Origin of the sequence: Citrobacter sp. RHBSTW-00671 (genome assembly GCF_014103415.1) — a bacterium.
GTDB lineage: Bacteria > Pseudomonadota > Gammaproteobacteria > Enterobacterales > Enterobacteriaceae > Citrobacter.
Genome location: NZ_JABXPR010000001.1, coordinates 3,365,124 through 3,385,854 on the forward strand (window position 1 = coordinate 3,365,124; position 20,731 = coordinate 3,385,854).

General features: G+C 53.0%; 20 protein-coding genes. 11 read left to right on the forward strand and 9 right to left on the reverse strand.

Translation table 11 applies throughout. The features are described 5' to 3' along the window. Positions 1–99 precede the first annotated feature (99 nt). The 6 genes from HV261_RS16165 to HV261_RS16190 all read left to right on the forward strand — a co-directional run bounded on the left by HV261_RS16165 (position 100) and on the right by HV261_RS16190 (position 6,197). The gene (locus tag HV261_RS16165; protein ID WP_202038829.1) at positions 100–759 is read left to right on the forward strand and encodes a TVP38/TMEM64 family protein; all 660 of its coding nucleotides are present in this window, start codon (positions 100–102) and stop codon (positions 757–759) included. A gap of 5 nt (positions 760–764) precedes the next feature. After that, positions 765–1,466: a TVP38/TMEM64 family protein gene (locus tag HV261_RS16170; RefSeq protein ID WP_442781068.1), complete on the forward strand. Its 702-nt coding sequence runs from the start codon at positions 765–767 to the stop codon at positions 1,464–1,466. 26 nt (positions 1,467–1,492) lie between these two features. Then, positions 1,493–2,662: an ABC transporter substrate-binding protein gene (locus tag HV261_RS16175; RefSeq protein WP_202038831.1), complete on the forward strand. Its 1,170-nt coding sequence runs from the start codon at positions 1,493–1,495 to the stop codon at positions 2,660–2,662. Next, on the forward strand, positions 2,635–4,170 hold the full coding sequence (locus HV261_RS16180) for an ABC transporter permease family protein (protein ID WP_202038832.1): 1,536 nt from the start codon (positions 2,635–2,637) through the stop codon (positions 4,168–4,170). Before HV261_RS16175 ends, HV261_RS16180 begins: the two co-directional genes overlap by 28 nt. Then, a complete protein-coding gene (locus HV261_RS16185) occupies positions 4,170–4,802 on the forward strand; it encodes an ABC transporter ATP-binding protein (protein WP_202038833.1) in 633 nt (210 codons plus the stop codon). The genes HV261_RS16180 and HV261_RS16185 overlap by 1 nt, the downstream gene beginning before the upstream one ends. A gap of 87 nt (positions 4,803–4,889) precedes the next feature. Then, positions 4,890–6,197: a sulfurtransferase gene (locus HV261_RS16190; RefSeq protein ID WP_202038834.1), complete on the forward strand. Its 1,308-nt coding sequence runs from the start codon at positions 4,890–4,892 to the stop codon at positions 6,195–6,197. Positions 6,198–6,241: 44 nt separating this feature from the next. On the opposite strand, the gene HV261_RS16195 is transcribed toward HV261_RS16190, so the two are convergent. Continuing rightward, a complete protein-coding gene (locus HV261_RS16195) occupies positions 6,242–6,865 on the reverse strand; it encodes a CDP-alcohol phosphatidyltransferase family protein (RefSeq protein WP_202038835.1) in 624 nt (207 codons plus the stop codon). Then, positions 6,858–7,427 (reverse strand): carboxymuconolactone decarboxylase family protein, encoded by a 570-nt coding sequence (locus HV261_RS16200; protein ID WP_202038836.1) that lies wholly within the window; start codon positions 7,425–7,427, stop codon positions 6,858–6,860. The genes HV261_RS16195 and HV261_RS16200 overlap by 8 nt, the downstream gene beginning before the upstream one ends. 81 nt (positions 7,428–7,508) lie before the next feature. On the opposite strand from HV261_RS16200, the gene HV261_RS16205 reads away from it, so the two are divergent. Beyond that, a complete protein-coding gene (locus tag HV261_RS16205; RefSeq protein WP_202039709.1) occupies positions 7,509–7,922 on the forward strand; it encodes a pyrimidine (deoxy)nucleoside triphosphate diphosphatase in 414 nt (137 codons plus the stop codon). Here the strand turns inward: HV261_RS16205 and HV261_RS16210 are convergent. Then, positions 7,882–8,142, reverse strand: a complete 261-nt coding sequence (locus HV261_RS16210) for a YnjH family protein (protein ID WP_442781069.1) — start codon at positions 8,140–8,142, stop codon at positions 7,882–7,884. The genes HV261_RS16205 and HV261_RS16210 overlap by 41 nt on opposite strands. Positions 8,143–8,393: 251 nt before the next feature. On the opposite strand from HV261_RS16210, the gene gdhA reads away from it, so the two are divergent. Continuing rightward, positions 8,394–9,737 carry an NADP-specific glutamate dehydrogenase gene (gene gdhA / locus HV261_RS16215; protein ID WP_137383421.1) on the forward strand — a complete coding sequence of 448 codons (1,344 nt, stop codon included), beginning with the start codon at positions 8,394–8,396 and terminating at the stop codon, positions 9,735–9,737. Positions 9,738–9,829: 92 nt separating this feature from the next. Here gdhA and topB read toward each other — a convergent pair whose 3' ends face one another. The 3 genes from topB to HV261_RS16230 all read right to left on the reverse strand — a co-directional run bounded on the left by topB (position 9,830) and on the right by HV261_RS16230 (position 13,486). Then, a complete protein-coding gene (gene topB, locus HV261_RS16220; RefSeq protein WP_202039710.1) occupies positions 9,830–11,770 on the reverse strand; it encodes a DNA topoisomerase III in 1,941 nt (646 codons plus the stop codon). A 4-nt stretch (positions 11,771–11,774) separates the two neighbouring features. Further along, on the reverse strand, positions 11,775–12,818 hold the full coding sequence (selD, locus tag HV261_RS16225; protein WP_202038838.1) for a selenide, water dikinase SelD: 1,044 nt from the start codon (positions 12,816–12,818) through the stop codon (positions 11,775–11,777). Between the two features lie 116 nt (positions 12,819–12,934). Beyond that, complete coding sequence (locus tag HV261_RS16230; RefSeq protein WP_202038839.1) at positions 12,935–13,486, reverse strand: NAD(P)H nitroreductase; 552 nt, start codon at positions 13,484–13,486, stop codon at positions 12,935–12,937. Positions 13,487–13,659: 173 nt separating this feature from the next. On the opposite strand from HV261_RS16230, the gene sppA reads away from it, so the two are divergent. From sppA to pncA, 3 genes are all read left to right on the forward strand, one after another. Further along, positions 13,660–15,516, forward strand: coding sequence for a signal peptide peptidase SppA (gene sppA, locus HV261_RS16235; RefSeq protein WP_202038840.1), 1,857 nt, complete (start codon positions 13,660–13,662; stop codon positions 15,514–15,516). Between the two features lie 127 nt (positions 15,517–15,643). Then, entirely contained in the window at positions 15,644–16,660 is a 1,017-nt protein-coding gene (gene ansA / locus HV261_RS16240) for an asparaginase (protein WP_202038841.1), read from the forward strand. A gap of 14 nt (positions 16,661–16,674) precedes the next feature. Continuing rightward, positions 16,675–17,313 carry a bifunctional nicotinamidase/pyrazinamidase gene (pncA, locus tag HV261_RS16245; protein WP_202039711.1) on the forward strand — a complete coding sequence of 213 codons (639 nt, stop codon included), beginning with the start codon at positions 16,675–16,677 and terminating at the stop codon, positions 17,311–17,313. Between the two features lie 33 nt (positions 17,314–17,346). Here the strand turns inward: pncA and HV261_RS16250 are convergent, their stop codons facing one another. From HV261_RS16250 to ydjG, 3 genes are all read right to left on the reverse strand, one after another. Continuing rightward, positions 17,347–18,705 carry an MFS transporter gene (locus HV261_RS16250; RefSeq protein WP_137383428.1) on the reverse strand — a complete coding sequence of 453 codons (1,359 nt, stop codon included), beginning with the start codon at positions 18,703–18,705 and terminating at the stop codon, positions 17,347–17,349. 141 nt (positions 18,706–18,846) lie between these two features. After that, positions 18,847–19,605, reverse strand: a complete 759-nt coding sequence (locus tag HV261_RS16255) for a DeoR/GlpR family DNA-binding transcription regulator (protein ID WP_137383429.1) — start codon at positions 19,603–19,605, stop codon at positions 18,847–18,849. Between the two features lie 139 nt (positions 19,606–19,744). Beyond that, positions 19,745–20,728 carry an NADH-dependent methylglyoxal reductase gene (ydjG, locus tag HV261_RS16260; RefSeq protein WP_202038842.1) on the reverse strand — a complete coding sequence of 328 codons (984 nt, stop codon included), beginning with the start codon at positions 20,726–20,728 and terminating at the stop codon, positions 19,745–19,747. Between the last annotated feature and the right edge of the window lie 3 nt (positions 20,729–20,731).

Consider the following 20,731-nt stretch of genomic DNA (forward strand, 5'->3'; position numbering starts at 1 on the left):
TTTCGCTGGTGAAAACGCATCATTACCCACGGATTTACAGGAGACCCCGCATGAAAAAGAAGTTCGCATAAGGCAGAATACCGACTGCTGATTGTGGCAGTGCTATTCTGCGCCCTGGCTGGGGTTTTCCACTATTTTGGTCTGTCTGACCTGATAACCAATCTCCATCATTTACAAGATGTCATCCGCCAAAGCGGGCTGTTCGGCTACGCGCTTTATATTCTGCTCTTTATCGTCGCGGCGCTGTGCCTGATACCCGGCAGCATTCTGGTGATTGTCGGCGGTATCCTTTTCGGCCCACTGGTTGGCACGCTCATCTCTTTACTGGCAGCAACCGTTGCCTCGGCATTGTCATTTTTACTGGCACGCTGGCTTGGGCGGGAACTATTACTGAAACACGTCGGGCATACGGCGACGTTTCAGGCGATCGAAAAAGGCATTGTCCATAGCGGTATCGACTTTCTGATCCTGACCCGCCTCGTACCCCTGTTTCCTTATAATATTCAGAATTATGCTTACGGACTGACGGCCATTCCGTTCTGGTCATTTACACTGATTTCAGCTATCACCACGTTACCCGGTATCTTTATCTATACGCTGATGTCACACGAACTCGCCAGTGGAGGCATCACCTGGGCGTTTATCGTTAAACTCAGTGTTGCAGGCTTTGCATTGTTTGCCCTCGTGCAGGCGGCAAAAGCCTGGGCCCGATATAAACATGTCGACCCCTCTGCAAATCGAGAGCTTGCCGGTAAATGAGAACGCTGAATAAGACACAGTTCAGAAAGTGTTGCCGGGCTGGGTTCATTGCCCTGTTGGTCGTCGCGTTAATGGCGTGGGCATGGCTGCCCGACGTGAGAGACTTTCTCACGCAGAGCCTGACTGCGTTTACCTCGCTTGATCAGCATGCGCTTGAAAATTTCATTCGCTCCTGGGGACCTCAGGCCGCGGTCGTATCATTCTTCCTGATGATTTTACAGGCGATCATCGCCCCGCTTCCTGCCTTCCTGATCACCTTTGCGAATGCCTCATTGTTTGGCGCATTCTGGGGCGGTGTTCTCTCCTGGACCAGTGCGATGGCGGGTGCAGCACTCTGCTTTTTTATCGCCCGGGTGTTCGGTCGCAGCGCGGTAGAAAGATTAACCGGTAAAACGGTGCTGGAAAATATGGACGCCTTTTTTGAGCGCTACGGTAAACATGCCATTCTGGTTTGCCGCCTGTTGCCTTTCGTTCCCTTCGATCCGGTCAGTTACGCCGCTGGCCTGACGTCCATCCGCTTTCGTCATTTTTTCATCGCCACCGGTATTGGCCAGTTGCCTGCCACTATCGTTTACTCATGGGCTGGTAGCCTGCTGACCGGCGGCACATATTGGTTTGTGACCGGGCTGTTTATTCTGTTTGCCCTGAGTGTCGTGATTTCAGTGGCAAGAGGCCTTTATCTTGAGCGGCACAGGAAGCGTTCCTGAAGCCTCCATAAACGACTGGAGATACTATGCGTTACTGTTTATTGTGCCTGGGTTTGCTGCTCTCTCCGCTGGCGACCTTTGCGCAGAGTGATAACTGGCAGCAAATCAAAAACGACGCCCGGGGTCAGACGGTGTGGTTTAACGCCTGGGGCGGCGATAACGCCGTTAATCAGTATCTCGACTGGGTTAGCGGTGAGATGAAAACACACTACGCCATTAACCTGAAAATTGTCCGTCTGGCGGATGCCGCCGATGCTGTAAAACGCATCCAGACCGAAGCAGCTTCAGGGCGTAAAACAGGCGGTTCGGTTGATCTTCTGTGGGTCAATGGCGAGAATTTTCGCACCCTGAAAGACGCTGGCCTGCTGCAAACGCAGTGGGCGCAAATGCTGCCCAACTGGCGTTACGTGGATACCCAACAACCGGTGACTGAAGACTTCGCCATTCCAACAGAGGGTGCCGAATCTCCGTGGGGTGGCGCGCAGTTAACCTTTATCGCCAATCGGGATATCACCGAACATCCCCCTCGTTCTGCGCAGGCACTGCTGGAATTTGCGCGAGCGCATCCCGGCACGGTGACTTATCCGCGCCCACCCGACTTTACCGGTACCGCTTTTCTCGAACAGTTGCTGATTACGCTCACCGCAAAACCACAAGCACTGAAAAGCGCGCCCGAACCAGCTACGTTCGCCGAGGTTACCGCCCCCTTGTGGCAGTATCTTGATGCCTTACATCCCGCACTGTGGCGCGAAGGGAAAGACTTTCCCCCTACGCCTGCCCGCATGGATGCCCTGCTGAATAGCGGCACGCTGCGGATATCGTTAACCTTTAACCCTGCGCATGCACAGCAAAAAATCGCTCGCGGCGAGTTACCGAAAAATAGCTATAGTTTTGGCTTCTCTCAGGGCATGCTGGGTAATGTGCATTTTGTCACCATTCCCGCGAATGCGCGTGCCAGTGCCGGGGCGAAAGTGGTGGCTAACTTCCTGCTCTCGCCTGAAGCGCAGCTCCGCAAAGCTGACCCAACCTTTTGGGGCGATCCTTCAGTGCTTGCCCCCCAAAAGTTACCAGCCGAACAGCGGGAAGCGCTACTGGCTCGAATCCCGCAAGGACTCCCCGCAGTCCTGCCTGAGCCACATGCAGCCTGGGTAAATGCACTGGAACAAGAATGGCTACGCCGTTACGGTACGCATTAATTCTGCTGCTCTGGGCCTTCATGGCGGCAATCTACTTGCCGCTGGTCCCTGCGGCTTTTACGCTAATTGCGCCAGCGCTTTCCCTTGCACACTGGCTGGCGCTGTTTGCCGATCCCCAACTCCTGCAAGCGTTACTGGCGACACTGGTTTCTGTCACGCTGGCAGCCACTGGCGCGCTCAGTATCGCTCTGCTGACCGTCCTTGCATTCTGGCCCGGCGCTGGATGGGCGCGGCTTTGTACTCGCCTCCCCTGGCTGCTGGCGGTTCCGCACGTTGCTTTTGCCACCAGCATGCTGTTACTTTTCGCCGAAGGCGGCATGCTCTACCGTATATTGCCGTTTCTCAGCCCACTGTTGGACCGCTACGGTGTGGGTCTGGGCATCACATTGGCGGTGAAAGAAAGCGCTTTTTTGCTCTGGGTCCTTTCCGCTTTATTGAGTGAAAAGCAATTGTCGCAACAGGTCATCGTGATGGACTCACTGGGTTACAGCCGGTTGCAGTGTCTGAACTGGCTGGTACTGCCCTCTATCGCGCCAGCGCTAGGGAAAGTTATGCTGGCGATTGTCGCGTGGTCGCTCTCCGTCGTGGATGTCGCGATCGTCCTTGGGCCCGGCAACCCGCCAACACTCGCGGTGTTGAGCTGGCAATGGTTAAGCCAGGGCGACGCCGACCAGCAGACAAAAGGTGCGCTCGCCAGCTTACTGCTGGTGCTGTTACTGGTCATTTTTGCGCTGGTGGGCTATCTGCTCTGGCGCGGCTGGCGGCGCACAATTCCGGCAATCAGCGGTATTCGCCTGCATTTTTCATCCTGTACAGCCGGACGTTCGCTGATACAACTTCTGCCCATCAGCGGCGTTGTGTGCGCAGTCGTTCTGCTCCTGATGGCAGAATACTCATCGCTGAACCGAGATGCGCTGATCAACAGCCTGCAAATGGGGGTTCTGGCCAGTACGCTTGCGCTGGTCACACTGTTGATATGGCTGGAATGGGGGCCACAAACCGGACACCGTTGGGTCTGGTTGCCCATTATCTTACCCGCGTTACCGCTGGTCACCGGGCAATACACACTGGCGCTATATGCTGAACAGGATGGTCAGTTCATCACGGTGGTCTGGGGGCATTTATTGTGGGTAACACCGTGGATGCTGTTTGTGCTTAAACCTGCATGGCAGCGTATTGACTCGCGCCTTATTGTGATTGCGCAAACGCTGGGCTGGACACAAAACCGCATCTTCTGGCAGGTAAAATGCCCGTTGATTCTGCGCCCGGCACTGATTGCTTTCGCCGTAGGATTTTCGGTTAGTATTGCCCAGTACATGCCAACATTATGGTTAGGCGCAGGTCGTTATCCCACACTCACGACCGAAGCCGTAGCATTAAGCAGCGGTGGTAGCACCGCTATTCTGGCGGCACAGGCGCTATGGCAATTGCTGTTACCGTTGGTTGTTTTCGCACTCGCAGCCTCGCTTTCCGCCCTGGCTGGCCGCTTTCGACAAGGACTCCGCTAATGCTCATAGTGCAAGATGTTTCCCTGTACCTGGGTTCAACACCCCTGCTGACTGGCGTCAACCTTCAGGTCAATAAAGGTGACATTGTCACTATTATGGGTCCTTCAGGAAGCGGCAAGTCTTCACTATTTTCGTGGATGATTGGTGCGCTCCCCGATCAATTTCGTGCCTCCGGTCAACTATGGCTCAATGAACGGCGCGTTGACACATTACCTACCGCGCAGCGCCAGATTGGTATTCTGTTCCAGGATGCCCTGCTGTTTGATCATTTCAGTGTTGGACAAAATTTATCACTGGCGCTTCCCGCTGACCTGAAAGGCACGGCGAGACGCGATGAAGTGGAGCATGCCCTTGAGCGTGCGGACCTGGCAGGCTTTTATCATCGCGACCCGGCATCGCTGTCCGGGGGGCAACGTTCACGCATCGCCCTGCTTCGCGCCCTGCTGGCGCAACCGCAGGCTTTGCTGCTGGATGAACCCTTCAGTCGCCTGGATGCGTCACTGCGGGATACGTTTCGCCAGTGGGTGTTCACCGAAGTGCGGACGCTGGGGATCCCTGTGGTGCAAGTCACCCACGATACGCAAGACGTCCCCCCGGCAGGCCGGGTAGTACAAATGGGTTCCTGGGCGTGAATGTGGCGTTATGCTGCGTTAACGCAAGGATTTTACTTAACCGGCGGCACAGAATGTCGTCCTCTTTTTTCAACGTCGGGCTATTCGATGAAACGTGTTTCTCAAATGACCGCGCTGGCACTGGCTTTAGGGCTCGCTTGCGCTTCATCCTGGGCTGCTGAAACAGCGCAGACGCTTACCCTCAACCAGTTACAGCAAAAACAAGGCGCGGCAATCGATACCCGTCTGAGCGCTTTTTATAACGGCTGGCCTCAGTCGCTCAATGGTCCTTCCGGGCACGAACCCTCCGCACTGAATCTGTCCGCCGCCTGGCTCGATAAGATGAACGATGAACAACTTACCGCCTGGGTTCAGGCACATCAGTTAAAAACCGATGCGCCAGTGGCACTGTATGGCAACGACAGCGATGTAAAAGCCGTCAAAGCCCGCCTGCAAAAAGTGGGTTTTAGCCATATTTCGACCCTTAGCGATGCGCTACAGGACCCTGCACGGTTGCAACGTCTGCCGCACTTCGAACAGTTGGTCTACCCACAATGGTTACACGATCTTCAGCAAGGCAAAGACGTTACCGCAAAACCGACTGGTGACTGGAAAGTCATTGAAGCGGCCTGGGGTGCGCCAAAATTTTATCTGCTGAGCCATATTCCGGGTGCGGGATACATTGACACTAACGAAGTGGAAAGCGAACCGCTGTGGAATAAAGTCTCCGACGAACAGCTAAAAGCGATGCTGGCTAAACACGGTATCCGCCACGACACCACGGTCATTTTGTATGGCCGCGATGTGTACGCCGCCGCACGCGTGGCGCAAATCATGCTGTATGCGGGTGTAAAAGATGTGCGCCTGCTCGACGGTGGATGGCAAACCTGGTCCGACGCAGGTTTACCCGTCGAACGCGGCACCCCGCCGACGGTCAAACCTGAACCGGATTTTGGCGTCACGATCCCCGCCCAACCACAATTGATGCTGGATATGGCGCAGGCTCGCGGCTTGCTGCATCGCCAGGATGCGTCACTGGTCAGCATCCGTTCGTGGCCAGAGTTTATCGGCACCACCAGTGGATATAGCTACATCAAGCCAAAAGGTGAAATCGCTGGCGCTCGTTGGGGTCATGCAGGAAGTGACTCCACCCACATGGAAGATTTCCATAATCCGGATGGCACGATGCGCAGTGCAGACGACATCGCCGCAATGTGGAAGCAATGGAACATTCTGCCGGATCAGCAGGTTTCTTTCTATTGCGGTACCGGTTGGCGCGCCTCAGAAACCTTTATGTACGCCCGCGCAATGGGCTGGCAAAACGTGTCGGTCTATGATGGCGGTTGGTATGAGTGGAGCAGCGATCCGAAGAACCCGGTAGCCAGCGGTGAACGTGGTCCGGACAGCAGCAAGTAAGATTGGTATGATTGCCGGATAAGCGTATCCGGCAACGCAATACGTTACGCCTGACGCTGAGCCGCTTTCAGCGTCAAATATCCACTCCAGATCCGGGTGAGTGTTGTCATCCAGCACAGCGCGCCAAATATCCATGCCATCAGGGCAAAATAGCCTGGGAACAGGCAGCCCAGCACAAACAGCAAAATGGTCTCGGTTCCTTCGGTCAGCCCGCCCAGATAATAAAACGACTTATGCGCATAACCCGGATTATCAATCTGGTGTTTCGCCGCCAACGCGGCAAAGGCGAGAAAACTGCTCCCCGTTCCGATAAAGGCAAACAACAGCCAGCTGCCAGCCAGCGCATTCAGCTCCGGTGCGGCCAGAATAAAACCAAACGGCACTAAGGCGTAAAAAAGAAAGTCGAGCGAGATATCGAGAAACCCGCCGGCATCAGTAAGCCCCCTGCGCCGCGCCAGCGCACCGTCCAGCCCATCAAACAGACGATTTAGCACGATGGCCACCAACGCCGCCTGATACCAGCCTAAAGCCAGAAACGGCAGCGCCAGCACACCAATGGCAAAACCAACCAGTGTCAGGCCATCCGGCGTAATTGCGGGCTTATCGATAACCCGCACACACCGATGCAAAAGCGGTTTTAAGCGCGGATGAAGATGGCAGTCAAGCATGTGGGCGTCCTTTGAAGGTGTCGCACAGTCCCTGCGAAGGAATATCAAGGGCGGCATTAAAGCGCGCCGAGAGATTCTGGAACGCAATCAGCGCGGTCATTTCAGTAATGGCATCCTCGGTAAAATACAGCTTCATTTGCGCCTTTAATGCCTCATCAACCCGAGGCGGCGTGGCGGTAACGGCATCCGCATAAGCCAGTGCGACACGTTCTTCTTCACTGAACAGCGTCGATTCCTGCCAATTAGCCACCTGCAATACTTTATCCAGTGCGCCGCAACGTTCAGCCAGACGTAAACTGTTAGCATCCACACAAAAGGCACAATGGCACACCTGAGAAACACGTGTCATCAACAATGCTCGCATCACCGGCGTTAAGCGCGCCCGCTTACGCTCAAGGAAGCCAACAAACAGCGCCACCAGCCAGAACAGAAATGGCATTCGCCCCCACCAGCGCGTGGGATGTAGCACATCGCCATAGTGTTTTTTCTGTGTTGCTACAAGCGGTTTCAAACTGGAAGGGATACGCGTCAACGGTTTTACCCATGACTGAGGTTCATTCAACGGTTGCTCCTGAATACTTTTGGTCAAACCCATGGTTAACTATATTATGTCATTTTCTGCTGTTAGATCTTGATGAATATGATGAAAACCCTCGACGTGGTCGCTGCGATTATTGAACGTGATGGCAAAATTTTACTGGCTCAACGCCCGCAGCATGCAGATCAATCCGGTATGTGGGAATTTGCTGGTGGTAAGGTTGAACCTGGAGAGAGCCAGCCACAGGCGCTGGTCCGTGAATTACGTGAGGAACTGGGTATCGAGGCTATCGTTGGGAATTACATCGCCAGCCATCAGCGTGAAGTGTCAGGCCGATTGATACACCTGCATGCCTGGCACGTGCCGGCTTATCAGGGTGAGCTTTACGCCCATGAGCATCAGGATTTAGTCTGGTGCTCCCCCAAAGAGGCGCTGCGTTATCCACTCGCGCCTGCCGATATCCCGCTATTAGAAGCGTTTATTCTTTTACACGCCGCCAGACCAGCGGGTTCGTGCTGATGGTTTTCTCATCGCGCTGGCACTGTAGCAGCACGCCATCGGCTTTCACCACCGCCCCTTCTGAATAGTTTTGATCCTGATAAATGCAGCACTGATTACAGGGCTGCGCGCGCTGACCGCTGGAACTGAACACTTCCGGCGGCACATTCACTTGCACATCCGGACGATAAAGCTGATTTGCCAGTACCCCGTTGGATAACATCACCAACGCACCTGCCATGATTAAACGGCACATATTCTTTCCTTTTTAACTGACATTTATGCTCAGTATAACGGTATAAACCGGCAGAAACTTTAGTTCCTCGATCATCGTTTTTGGTTATGAGCAACGCCGCGATATTAATTTACTTAGCGGGATTAATTTTTTCTTGCGTCTCGTCACACTGCTGATGGTATAGTCAAAAACTGCAAAACACTTAACACAAATATCAAAAATATAACCATATCAATACATAAGAGGTTCTTATATCTATGGATCAGACATGTTCTCTGGAGTCGTTTCTCAACCATGTACAAAAGCGCGACCCGAATCAGACCGAGTTCGCGCAAGCCGTTCGTGAGGTAATGACGACACTGTGGCCGTTCCTTGAGCAAAACCCGCGCTATCGTCAAATGTCCTTGCTGGAGCGTCTGGTTGAACCGGAGCGAGTGATTCAGTTCCGCGTGGTCTGGCTCGACGATCGCAATCAGGTACAGGTTAACCGTGCGTGGCGTGTACAGTTCAGCTCCGCGATTGGCCCGTACAAAGGCGGCATGCGTTTCCATCCTTCGGTGAACCTGTCGATCCTGAAGTTCCTCGGCTTCGAGCAGACCTTTAAAAACGCACTCACCACGCTGCCAATGGGCGGTGGTAAAGGCGGCAGCGACTTTGACCCGAAAGGTAAAAGTGAAGGCGAAATCATGCGTTTTTGTCAGGCGCTGATGACCGAACTGTTCCGCCATTTAGGGCCTGATACCGACGTCCCTGCGGGTGATATCGGCGTGGGCGGTCGTGAGGTCGGCTTTATGGCCGGGATGATGAAAAAGCTGTCCAATAACAGCGCCTGCGTCTTCACCGGAAAAGGCCTTTCTTTCGGTGGCAGTCTGATTCGCCCGGAAGCAACGGGCTACGGTCTGGTGTACTTCACCGAAGCGATGCTCAAACGTCATGGTCTGGGCTTTGAAGGGATGCGTGTGGCTGTTTCCGGCTCCGGTAACGTTGCACAATTCGCCATTGAGAAGGCGATGGAGTTTGGTGCGCGTGTGGTTACCGCCTCCGATTCCAGCGGTACCGTGGTTGATGAAAGTGGATTTACAACAGAAAAACTGGCGCGTCTGTGCGCAATTAAAGACAGCCGTGACGGTCGCGTGGCGGATTACGCCCGTGAGTTTGGTCTGACCTATCTGGAAGGTAAACAACCCTGGTCTGTTCCGGTTGATATCGCCCTGCCATGCGCAACCCAGAACGAACTGGATGTCGATGCCGCACGCGTACTGATCGCCAATGGCGTGAAAGCCGTCGCCGAAGGCGCAAATATGCCAACGACCATCGAGGCCACCGATCTGTTCCTGGAAGCAGGCGTTTTGTTCGCGCCGGGTAAAGCCGCCAACGCCGGTGGTGTCGCCACATCCGGTCTGGAAATGGCGCAGAATGCCGCGCGTCTGGGCTGGAAGGCGGAGAAAGTCGATGCCCGCCTGCACCACATCATGCTGGATATTCACCATGCCTGCGTTGAATACGGCGGCGAAAGCAAGCAGACCAACTATGTGCGCGGCGCCAACATCGCAGGCTTTGTGAAAGTTGCCGACGCGATGCTGGGCCAGGGTGTGATTTAATTCAGAACGGTAGCTCCCGTAGGCCTGATAAGCGTCGCGCCATCAGGCATTGCCGGATGCGGCACACGTGCCTTATCCGGCCTACGAATACACTACACGCCTGCCTCTTCCGATGGCGGGCTTTTTTTTGCCGGACGTTTACGCGACACACTCTTTTTCTTCTCACTGCCGCCAGGGGCAGCAATCCCACGGAACCGGCGAACAGGTGTACTACGAGCCTGGTCGATTAACTGATACAGCGTTCCGACTAACGGTTGCATAAAGTCCTGATAACGACACTGTTTTTCACTAATTTGGGTCAGAATCGACTCCCAGTGCGCGGTCATATCCGGGCGCGTCGCCATTTCAGGCAGCGAGTGGAACAACGCTTTTCCGGCATCGGTCGAATGGATATAGCGCCCTTTTTTCACCAGGAATCCGCGTTTAAACAGTAATTCGATAATCCCGGCTCGAGTTGCTTCTGTTCCCAGTCCGTCCGTCGCGCGGAGGATCTTTTTCAGATCTTTATCCTGCACAAAGCGCGCGATCCCGGTCATTGCCGACAACAACGTCGCATCGGTAAAGTGGCGCGGCGGCTGGGTCTGGCGTTCAACCACTTCGCCTTTTTCACACAGCAACGCATCGTCTTTTGCCACCACTGGCAGCGGCGTCCCGTCGTTATCTTCATCGCGCTCTTTGTTACCAAGGAGCGTGCGCCATCCGGCCTCGGCCAGGAAACGCGCTTTGGCGACAAACTTACCTTTGGCGATATCCAGCTCAATAACGCACTTCCTGAATACCGCATCCGCGCAAAACTGCATCAGATACTGACGCGCAATCAGGTTGTAAATTTTCGCTTCGTTGTCATTCAGGTTGATGGATGAGCTGCGCGCTGTCGGAATAATAGCGTGGTGCGCATCCACCTTTTTATCGTCCCAACAACGATTTCGCGTATCGGGATTCACAGCAGGCTGCGGCAATAGATCCGGGGCATGAACGCTAATCGCGTTCAACACCGCGTGACGTCCGGCAAAGTGCTCCTCCGGCAGATAGCGACTGTCCGAACGCGGATAGGTAATCAGCTTGTAGGTTTCGTACAGTTTTTGGCAGATATCCAGAACATTTTGCGCACTTAAACCGAAGCGTTTCGCGGCTTCAATCTGCAACGCTGACAGCGAAAACGGCAGCGGCGCGGATTCTGATTCCCGTTTATCATTATAACTGGTGACTATCGCCGGCTGACCGTTGATGCGCTTCACCACATGCTCAGCCAGCGTACGATTCAGCAAGCGCCCTTCTTCATCCTGATACGGCTCACACGCTTCGCTCGGCTGCCAGATAGCGGTAAATCGCTCATCGGCGGGTGTCACGATATGCGCTTTTACCTCGAAGAAGTCTTTGGCGACGAAGTTCTCAATCTCTTCATCGCGACGTACAACCAGCCCAAGCACGGGTGTCTGTACGCGGCCAACAGAGAGAACGCCCTGGTATCCTGCGTTGCGCCCGAGAATAGTGTAGGCGCGCGTCATATTGATACCGTACAGCCAGTCCGCCCGCGCCCGCGCCAGTGCCGACACGCACAGTGGGATGAACTCGCTGTTTGCACGTAGGCGCTCTATCGCCCGCTCCACGGCCTGTGGGTTGAGGTCGTTAATCAGGCAACGTTGCACCTGCTGGCGCTTTTCAGGCGCCAGTTGCAGGTAATCCAGCACTTCATCCACCAGCAGTTGTCCTTCGCGATCGGGGTCTCCGGCGTGAATAACTTCGCTGGCTTCATGTAAAAAGCGTTTAATGACGTTGAGTTGTTTGGTCACAGAAGGACGCGGCTGTAGTTGCCACTTTTCCGGAACAATCGGCAGATCGGCCAGGCTCCAGCGAGCATAACGACTGTCGTAGGCGTCCGGCTGCGCCTGTTCAAGCAGGTGACCGATACACCAGGTCACCACTTGCCCATTTCCGCATTCAATAAAACCATCGCCTTTGCGATGCGGTTTCGGCAGCACATCGGCGATAGCACGCGCCAGGCTTGGTTTTTCGGCAATAAACAACCGCATCGGGTTAACGAATCTCAACCATGGCGCGACCGCCGCGGGCTTCCACTAGCTCACCGATAGCTGTGAGATCGATACCAAACTGCGCCGCTGCGGCTTTGACCTCAGCTTCAGATTCCGGTGTTACAGCCAGCAGCAAGCCACCGGACGTTTGCGGATCGCACAGCAGATCGCGTACCGATTGCGGCATTTCACCCATCAGGTGTCCGTAGCTGGCAAAGTTACGTTGGGTACCCCCGGGTACCGCACCCTGCGCGATGTATTCTTCAACGCCAGGCAGCTTAGGAATATCCTGGTAGACGATCTGCGCCTGAACGCCGGCCCCCTGGCACATCTCGCTCAGATGACCCAGCAGACCAAAACCGGTTACATCGGTCATGGCTTTCACACCCTCGATGTCGGCAAATGCCGCACCGGCAATGTTCATCCGGCACATCACTTCCGTCGCCAGTCCGACGTGTTCCGGTTTCAGCAGCGATTTTTTCTCTGCAGTGGTCAGTACACCAATACCCAGCGGTTTGGTGAGGAACAGCTTACATCCAGCCTCTGCGGTGCTGTTTTTCTTCACACGTTCGGTCGGCACAACGCCGGTTACCGCAAGGCCAAAGATAGGCTCTGGGGCATCGATAGAGTGGCCACCCGCCAGTGCAATCCCCGCCTGACGACAGGCAAAGCGCCCACCTTCGGTCACTTCGCGGGCTATTTCCGGCGCCAGTTTATCAAGAGGCCAGCCCAGAATAGCGATTGCCATAATCGGTTTGCCGCCCATCGCAAAAATGTCGCTGATAGCGTTGGTCGCAGCAATGCGGCCAAAATCAAACGGATTATCGACAATCGGCATAAAGAAATCGGTGGTACTGATAACGCTGGTGCCGTTACCCAGATCGTACACCGCCGCGTCATCGCGGGTTTCATTACCCACGAGTAAATTCGGATCAACAAACTTCGCCTGCTCGCTGTGCAGGATGGTTTCCAACACTTTCGGGGAAATTTTACAACCGCAACCGGCTCCGTGGCTGTATTGTGTTAAACGAATAGCGTGCTCGCTCATGGACATCTCCTGTCATTGCAATGCGGATATGGTAGCGCTCATTCCATGATGTGGTAAGAGTGACTGTCTGAATTAGGGTGTCTTTGCTCATAATCCAGACAGTTTTGCCGTTGGTATCAGAAATAACGGACGAATGAGGTCGGATCGGCAAGATTAATCGAGGTGGAGGCTTTTAGCTGCGGCGTTCCCAGATAGAGAAAACCGACAATTTTATCCTGTGGACGACAATCAAACGCTTCACGGACTACCGTACTTTCCGTTAAGGCTCCGCTGCGCCAGATCCCGCCGAACCCTTGCGCAATCGCCGCCATTTGCATCGCCATTACCGCGCAGCCTGCAGACATTTCTTGTTCCCACATCGGCACCTTGTCGCTTTCTTCACATTTCGCCACCACAGCGATAATCAGCGGCGCGCGAAACGGTGCTGTACGGGCTTTTTCCTGTGCTTTTTCATCACTTCCGGCAGCAATCGCGCCTTTTTCAAGCACGGCGCTAAAACGCTCGCGCCCTTCACCTTCAATCACAAAAAATTGCCACGGTTGTAGCGATTTGTGGTCTGGCGCACGCATACCAGCGCGCAGGATATTTTGCAGCTGCTCTCCCGCCGGGGCCGGTTCGACAAGACGAGAAGCGCTACGACGGGTCATAAGTAATTCGAGTGCATCCATTTGCTTAACTCCAACAATGATATTTGTTCACAAAATTAACACGTGGGCGGATTTTGTTACAGCACAGGTAGTGATTCCTGCTGACAAGTGCCTGCCGGGTCATTACGATAGCCACATCTTAACGCCTTTCTCGTGGCTCACGGGGGCGTGTTGTTAATCGGTAGGGAGAATACATGCGAACCCTGTGGCGATTTATTGCCGGATTTTTTAAATGGACATGGCGATTACTCAATTTCGTCCGTGAATTTGTGCTTAACCTGTTCTTTATCTTTTTAGTACTGGTGGGTGTTGGGATCTGGATGCAGGTCAGTAGCAGCAACACCAGCGAACATGCTGAACGTGGCGCACTGCTGCTGGATATCTCGGGGGTTATTGTTGATAAACCTTCAAGCACAAGTCGGTTAAGTGTCATCGGTCGTCAGCTGTTTGGCGCAAGTTCCGATCGTCTACAGGAAAACTCCCTGTTCGATATCGTGAATACCATCCGACAGGCCAAAGATGACCGCAACATTACCGGCATCGTGATGGACTTGAAAAACTTCGCCGGCGCCGACCAACCGTCGATGCAATATATCGGTAAAGCGCTACGCGAATTCCGCGACAGCGGTAAGCCTGTCTTTGCTGTAGGCGATAACTTCAGCCAGGGGCAGTATTACCTGGCAAGTTTTGCCAACAAAATTTGGCTATCTCCGCAGGGTTCCGTTGATCTGCACGGCTTTGCCACCAACGGTCTGTACTACAAATCCCTGCTGGATAAGCTGAAGGTCTCAACGCATGTATTCCGCGTGGGCACCTATAAATCCGCCGTCGAGCCGTTTATCCGTGATGATATGTCACCTGCCGCACGTGAAGCTGACAGCCGCTGGATTGGCGAGCTGTGGCAGAACTATCTCGATACGGTCGCCGCTAACCGGCAGATCCCGGCGCAACAGGTATTCCCTGGCGCGCAAGCGATGCTGGACGGCCTGACGAAAGTCGACGGTGATACCGCGAAATATGCTCTCGATAACAAATTGGTGGATGCTCTCGCCTCCAGCGCTGAAATCGAAAAGCTGCTGACCAAACAGTTTGGCTGGAGCAAAGCGGATAAAAACTACCGCTCTGTCAGCTACTACGATTACACGCTGAAAACACCTGCTGATACCGGGGACAGCATCGGCGTCGTCTTCGCCAACGGCGCCATTATGGACGGAGAGGAAACGCCGGGGAATGTAGGTGGCGATACGACCGCTGCACAGATCCGTGAAGCACGCCTCGATCCGAAGGTGAAAGCCATTGTCCTGCGCGTGAATAGCCCAGGCGGCAGCGTCAGCGCCTCGGAAGTGATCCGTTCTGAGCTGGCAGCGGCAAAAGCGGCGGGCAAACCGGTTGTCGTTTCCATGGGCGGCATGGCGGCATCCGGGGGGTACTGGATCTCCACGCCTGCAAGCTACATCGTGGCAAACCCCAGCACCCTGACCGGTTCCATCGGCATCTTTGGTGTTATCAATACGGTGGAAAACAGCCTGGATTCAATTGGCGTGCATACTGACGGTGTTGCAACATCCCCACTGGCGGATATCTCTATCACCAAAGCGTTACCGTCGGAAGTACAGCAAATGATGCAGTTAAGCATCGAGAACGGCTATAAGCGTTTTATCACGCTGGTTGCGGATGCACGTAAGACGACACCAGAACAGATTGATAAAATCGCGCAGGGTCACGTCTGGACCGGTCAGGATGCGAAAGCAAACGGACTGGTAGACAGCCTGGGCGATTTCGATGATGCCGTCGCGAAAGCTGCAGAGCTGGCAAAACTGAAACAATGGCACATTGAGTATTATCAGGACGAACCCACCTTCGTGGATATGGTCATGGACAGTATGTCAGGTTCGGTGCGCGCCATGCTGCCAGAAGCCCTTCAGGCAATGCTCCCGGCACCACTGGCTTCTGCTGCCAGCGTGGTAAAAGCTGAAGGAGATAAACTGGCTGCGTTTAACGATCCGCAAAACCGTTATGCGTTTTGCCTGACCTGCGCCAACGTCCGTTAAATCGCTATTGCCGGACAGGACGCTAATGCGTCTTATCCGGCCTGCGAATATCGCGCAATTTTTAGGCCGGATGAGGCATAGCAGCCATCCGGCTATATTAATATCCTGACTCCTTAAGAAAATCGTCATGCAAAAGAAATCGATTTATGTTGCCTACACCGGCGGTACCATTGGTATGCAGCGCTCTGAACAGGGTTATATTCCGGTTTCGGGCCACCTGCAGCGCCAACTGGCATTGATGCCTGAATTCCACCGCCCTGAGATGCCAGACTTCACCATCCATGAATACGTCCCACTGATGGATTCCTCCGATATGACGCCGGAAGACTGGCAACATATTGCTGAAGACATCAAAGCGCACTATGACGATTATGATGGTTTTGTCATTCTGCACGGCACAGACACCATGGCGTTTACCGCCTCGGCGCTCTCTTTTATGCTGGAAAACTTGGGCAAACCGGTCATTGTGACAGGGTCACAAATCCCGCTGGCAGAGCTACGCTCGGACGGACAAATCAATTTGCTGAATGCATTGTACGTTGCGGCAAATTACCCGATTAATGAAGTCACCCTGTTTTTCAACAATCGCCTGTTTCGTGGCAACCGTACAACCAAAGCACATGCTGACGGTTTTGACGCTTTCGCCTCACCGAACCTTGCTCCACTACTGGAAGCGGGGATCCACATCCGCCGACTGGGGACGCCGCCCGCACCGCATGGTGTGGGCTCACTGATTGTGCATCCTATCACCCCGCAGCCGATCGGCGTGGTCACGATTTACCCAGGGATATCTGCTGACGTGGTGCGAAATTTCCTGCGCCAGCCCGTGAAAGCATTAATTCTTCGCTCCTACGGTGTCGGTAATGCACCACAAAACAAAGAGTTTTTGAAAGAGCTTGAAGATGCCAGTTCGCGTGGCATTGTGGTGGTGAATCTCACCCAATGCATGTCCGGCAAGGTCAATATGGGCGGTTACGCGACGGGGAATGCGCTGGCGCACGCGGGAGTTATTGGTGGCGCGGACATGACCGTCGAAGCTACGCTTACCAAGCTGCATTATTTGCTGAGCCAGAACCTGGATACCCAGGCTATTCGCGAAGCGATGACGCAAAATCTGCGTGGCGAGCTCACACCAGACGAGTAAAGGAGTCTATGACGATGGCCCGAGCCTTATTGTTGGTCGATTTACAGAATGACTTTTGCGCCGGTGGCGCTCTCGCCGTCCCGCAAGGTGACAGCACAATCGATATTGCCAACCGTCTGATTGACTGGTGCGCCGTACGCGGTGACACCGTCGTTGCCAGTCTGGACTGGCACCCGGCTAATCACGGTAGTTTTGCCAGCCAGCATCAGGTCGAGCCCTACAGCCAGGGACAACTCGATGGACTGCCGCAGACGTTCTGGCCCGATCACTGTGTGCAAAATAGCGAAGGTGCTGCCCTGCATCCGCTGTTGAACCAGCGTGCGATTTCTCAAACCTTCACCAAGGGTGAAAATCCACTGGTCGACAGTTACAGCGCCTTTTTTGATAACGGCCGTCGTCAGGCAACTGCGCTTAATGCATGGCTGCTGGAAAACCGCATGGTTGAACTGATCATCATGGGTCTGGCAACCGACTATTGCGTTAAATTCACCGTACTGGATGCGCTCGATCTTGGCTATACCGTCAGCGTTATTACTGATGGTTGCCGTGGGGTTAATATTCAGCCAGAAGACAGCGCGCACGCCTTTATGGAAATGGCTGCCGCCGGAGCAACGCTGTACACGCTGGCTGACTGGGAAGAAACGCAGCGCTAACGTTTTGCCTGATGGCGTACTGTCAGGCAAAACTCACCCCAGGCTCGATATCTGCTCCAGCGAAACCCTGCGGGTTTCAATACCAAAACAAAACAGGATCAGTGAGCACACCACCAGCATAGCGCCGAGCACAATAAACACGGTGACCGCGCCATACTGAGTGAGTAATACAGCAACCCCGTACGGTGTAAATACAGCGACAATTCTCCCCACGGCATTCACAAAACCGGAACCTCGCAATCGAAGATGGGTTGGCCAAAGTTCCGGGACATACACCGCAGAAGCAAAACAGACATACATATACAAAAAAAAGATCATCACCAGGCCATAGCTTAAAATCGCCCATTCCTGTGTTTGAATCGAATAAAAATATCCCAGGATAGCAATAATAATCAGCAGCGTTGAGCCAAATAACCGTCGTGGGAAGCGGTCAATAATTAATGCGGCAATATAAATGCCTACCGGTGCCCCAATCATAATAATCGAGGTCATGAAAATAGATTTCGTCACATCAAAACCGGTGTTAACGAAAATTGTCGGGATCCAGACGGTAATAGTATACAGCGAGATGTTCATCGCGATCAGTACTGTGATCGCCACCAGCGTCCGGCGTAACATTTGCCCCTTGAATAACAACCAAAACGAATCATTTACCGTGCTTAACCCCGTTTTTTCTCGAGGATTTGGACATGGCGGCAAGATGATCTTTTTTTCTTTCTCGACCTGTTGTTCTACATCCAGGATATGCTTTTCCGCCTTTTCTTGCAGACCTTTGCCTGCCAGCCACCGGGGAGACTCAATAAGGTATTTTCCTGACAGATACCAGGCCAACAGCATTCCCACACCACCAAGAAAAAACATCACTCGCCAGCTGAAACAGGCGATGACGACAACACCGACAGCCGCAGACAGCATGGGTGACCAGTTGCCGACAAAAGACAAACGAGCAGACCATTTACCGCGTACCACCGGGGGAATAAACTCAGTAAAGGAGGCATAGCCCACCATAATCAGCGCCCCCATTCCTACCCCCATAAGCCCACGGAAGAAGATTAACCAATACATATTGGGAACAAAAGAGGCGGCAGTTGCAGAAATACCGACTATCAGCAAATTCATCCGAAACGCTTGCCGCCGCCCAAGATAATCGCCGATAAACCCACCGCTCAATGAGCCAATAAAATAACCAAACATTAGCGCTGAAGTAAATGCCGCATTAAGGTAGTTATTCGACCAGCCATTACTAACCAGTTTAGCTAATACCACATTACCGGAATAACTCAGAAAGCCCGTCAGCAACAAACCAAAGCTGATAATACCAAAAATACGAAAGTGAAACTTTGAAAAAGGTAAGCGATCCAGCCTTGCGCCGATATGTTCATATTGTTCCATCTGGGTGCCTCAAATGCAGCAAAATATAATAAACTTGTTATGGCAATAGGCGACAGTGTAAATCTGTCGCATTTACCATCATCATTTTTATTTGGCATTAACCGGATGCAATCTAAAAAATATCGACTACTTAGCCCTGCATTAGTACACAAGCTGGATATTATTTTTCTTGCAAAATTCAACCCACTCAGCACCCGGTGCTTTATCTGTTATAATGTAATTAATATGGCTAAGATCCACTAACTGGACAAATGCTTTACGATCAAACTTTGAGTGATCGACTAACAGAGCGACCTCTGCCGCCTGACGAATCATTGTTTTTTTGATCTCAGCTTCTGCTTCGTTTGAATCAAGCGCACCGCTTGTAATGTCCAGCCCTTTGCAGCTCATCACCATGATATCAACGTGATAGCGGCTGATAATCTCTTTGGTGATACGGCCCTGAAGTGACAGTGTATTCTTATTTAACTCTCCCCCAGTCGAAACCACATTAATCTCAGATTGCGCTAATTCATGAAACGCTTCCGCTGAGTTCGTCAGCAACGTCAGATCGTTTCTTTCCTTCAATAGCTTTAATAATTCCATCGCAGTACTGCTGGAGTCGGCAGCCATCGTGGTCTTATTTTTAATAAACGGTAACGCATTACGGGCAATGATCTGCTTCTCTTCGAAGAAAGATTTTGCACGCTTATAAAAATGAATATTGTCGGACAACGCGGTAGTATTGAGCACTGCACCGCCATATGTTCGGGTCAGAAAACCTTCATCTTCCAGTTTTTCAAGATCGCGGCGAATCGTTTCCTCAGTTACCTGAAAGATTGAACTTAAATTAGATACCGCCACTTTCTTATCATTAGCCACCATTTGCTTAATGGCCTGAATCCTGTCTTTTGCCGCCACGATGACACCTCTGTTTCCTGCAAAGTAATAATAAGACCCTAGTATCTCACAGGCTATGTTTATTTTCAAAAGAACATGTCTGAATCACAGATTTCAATACTATTTTACACAGAAACAGAGGTCAATCCTATCTGCTGGCTTATTTGCTATCCAACGCCTCTGCCATTTGCCTCATCAATAATGAATCATCATCTGTCAGAGGAATAGTCAACGCCTCGACATTCTCGCGAACCTGTTCAGGCGCGGTTGCGCCGCTCAGTAAGGTAATTAAATCGCTTTGCTTTAAAATCCATGCCAAGGCCAGCGCGGGGATTGTGCAGCGGTATTTCTCGCACAGTGGCTGCCATTGCTCAAGCATGTCAATCACCCGCAGCATATTATCCCGTTGGAACCAGACTTTGTTGGCCCGCGCACCGCCAGGGACATAATCTCGATCAATAGTCCCGGTCAGGAGTCCCTGCTCGAGTGGGGAATAAACCTGCACAACAATGCCATTCTGCTGGCATAACGGCAGCAGTTCAGTTTCCAGCGCGCGATCAAGAATGCTGTACTTGGCCTGCACGATATCCAGCTCGCCATACTTGAGGTACTCCCTGACATGCCCGGCATCCACGTTGGCGGCGCCGATAGACCGAATTTTCCCTTCTTTCTTTAGGGCGTTTAGCGTATTAACGGTTTCCGCTATCGGCGTAAAACAGGGTTCAACCGACTGCCAGTGGGTCATATAGATATCAATACTGTCGATACCCAATCTTTGCAGGCTGGCATCAACCTCTTCGCGAATAGACTCAGGCGAGAGGTTTTTATACAGCTGGCGATCACCTACTTTGTTAAACAGGCTGCCTGTTCGCTCCCATACGATGCCGCATTTGGTTTCAACCACGATCTCGCTGCGCGGCAGCTTTTTCAGCGCCTGCCCGACAATCACTTCGCTATTACCGAAGTTGTACCCCGGAGCGGTATCAATCAGATTAATGCCGCAACGGTGTGCTTCAAGAATGGTGTCGATACAAACCTGCAAATCAAGATCGCCATTCCATGCCGGACCGCCGCCGATGGCCCAGGTGCCCAGCCCCATACGGGAGAGCGTAATATCCGTAATGCCTAAAGGAATCATTTTCATCTG

What these genes read in the sequence shown, in the direction of transcription:
- HV261_RS16175 (WP_202038831.1), top strand. Translation starts at nt 1,493, where the DNA reads ATGCGTTACTGTTTATTGTGCCTGGGTTTGCTGCTCTCTCCGCTGGCG.
- gdhA (WP_137383421.1), top strand. Translation starts at nt 8,394, where the DNA reads ATGGATCAGACATGTTCTCTGGAGTCGTTTCTCAACCATGTACAAAAG.
- ydjG (WP_202038842.1), bottom strand. Translation starts at nt 20,728, where the DNA reads ATGAAAATGATTCCTTTAGGCATTACGGATATTACGCTCTCCCGTATG.
- pncA (WP_202039711.1), top strand. Translation starts at nt 16,675, where the DNA reads ATGGCCCGAGCCTTATTGTTGGTCGATTTACAGAATGACTTTTGCGCC.
- HV261_RS16210 (WP_442781069.1), bottom strand. Translation starts at nt 8,142, where the DNA reads ATGGCAGGTGCGTTGGTGATGTTATCCAACGGGGTACTGGCAAATCAG.
- HV261_RS16185 (WP_202038833.1), top strand. Translation starts at nt 4,170, where the DNA reads ATGCTCATAGTGCAAGATGTTTCCCTGTACCTGGGTTCAACACCCCTG.
- HV261_RS16190 (WP_202038834.1), top strand. Translation starts at nt 4,890, where the DNA reads ATGAAACGTGTTTCTCAAATGACCGCGCTGGCACTGGCTTTAGGGCTC.
- HV261_RS16180 (WP_202038832.1), top strand. Translation starts at nt 2,635, where the DNA reads ATGGCTACGCCGTTACGGTACGCATTAATTCTGCTGCTCTGGGCCTTC.
- topB (WP_202039710.1), bottom strand. Translation starts at nt 11,770, where the DNA reads ATGCGGTTGTTTATTGCCGAAAAACCAAGCCTGGCGCGTGCTATCGCC.
- HV261_RS16250 (WP_137383428.1), bottom strand. Translation starts at nt 18,705, where the DNA reads ATGGAACAATATGAACATATCGGCGCAAGGCTGGATCGCTTACCTTTT.
- HV261_RS16205 (WP_202039709.1), top strand. Translation starts at nt 7,509, where the DNA reads ATGAAAACCCTCGACGTGGTCGCTGCGATTATTGAACGTGATGGCAAA.
- sppA (WP_202038840.1), top strand. Translation starts at nt 13,660, where the DNA reads ATGCGAACCCTGTGGCGATTTATTGCCGGATTTTTTAAATGGACATGG.
- ansA (WP_202038841.1), top strand. Translation starts at nt 15,644, where the DNA reads ATGCAAAAGAAATCGATTTATGTTGCCTACACCGGCGGTACCATTGGT.
- HV261_RS16195 (WP_202038835.1), bottom strand. Translation starts at nt 6,865, where the DNA reads ATGCTTGACTGCCATCTTCATCCGCGCTTAAAACCGCTTTTGCATCGG.
- HV261_RS16230 (WP_202038839.1), bottom strand. Translation starts at nt 13,486, where the DNA reads ATGGATGCACTCGAATTACTTATGACCCGTCGTAGCGCTTCTCGTCTT.
- selD (WP_202038838.1), bottom strand. Translation starts at nt 12,818, where the DNA reads ATGAGCGAGCACGCTATTCGTTTAACACAATACAGCCACGGAGCCGGT.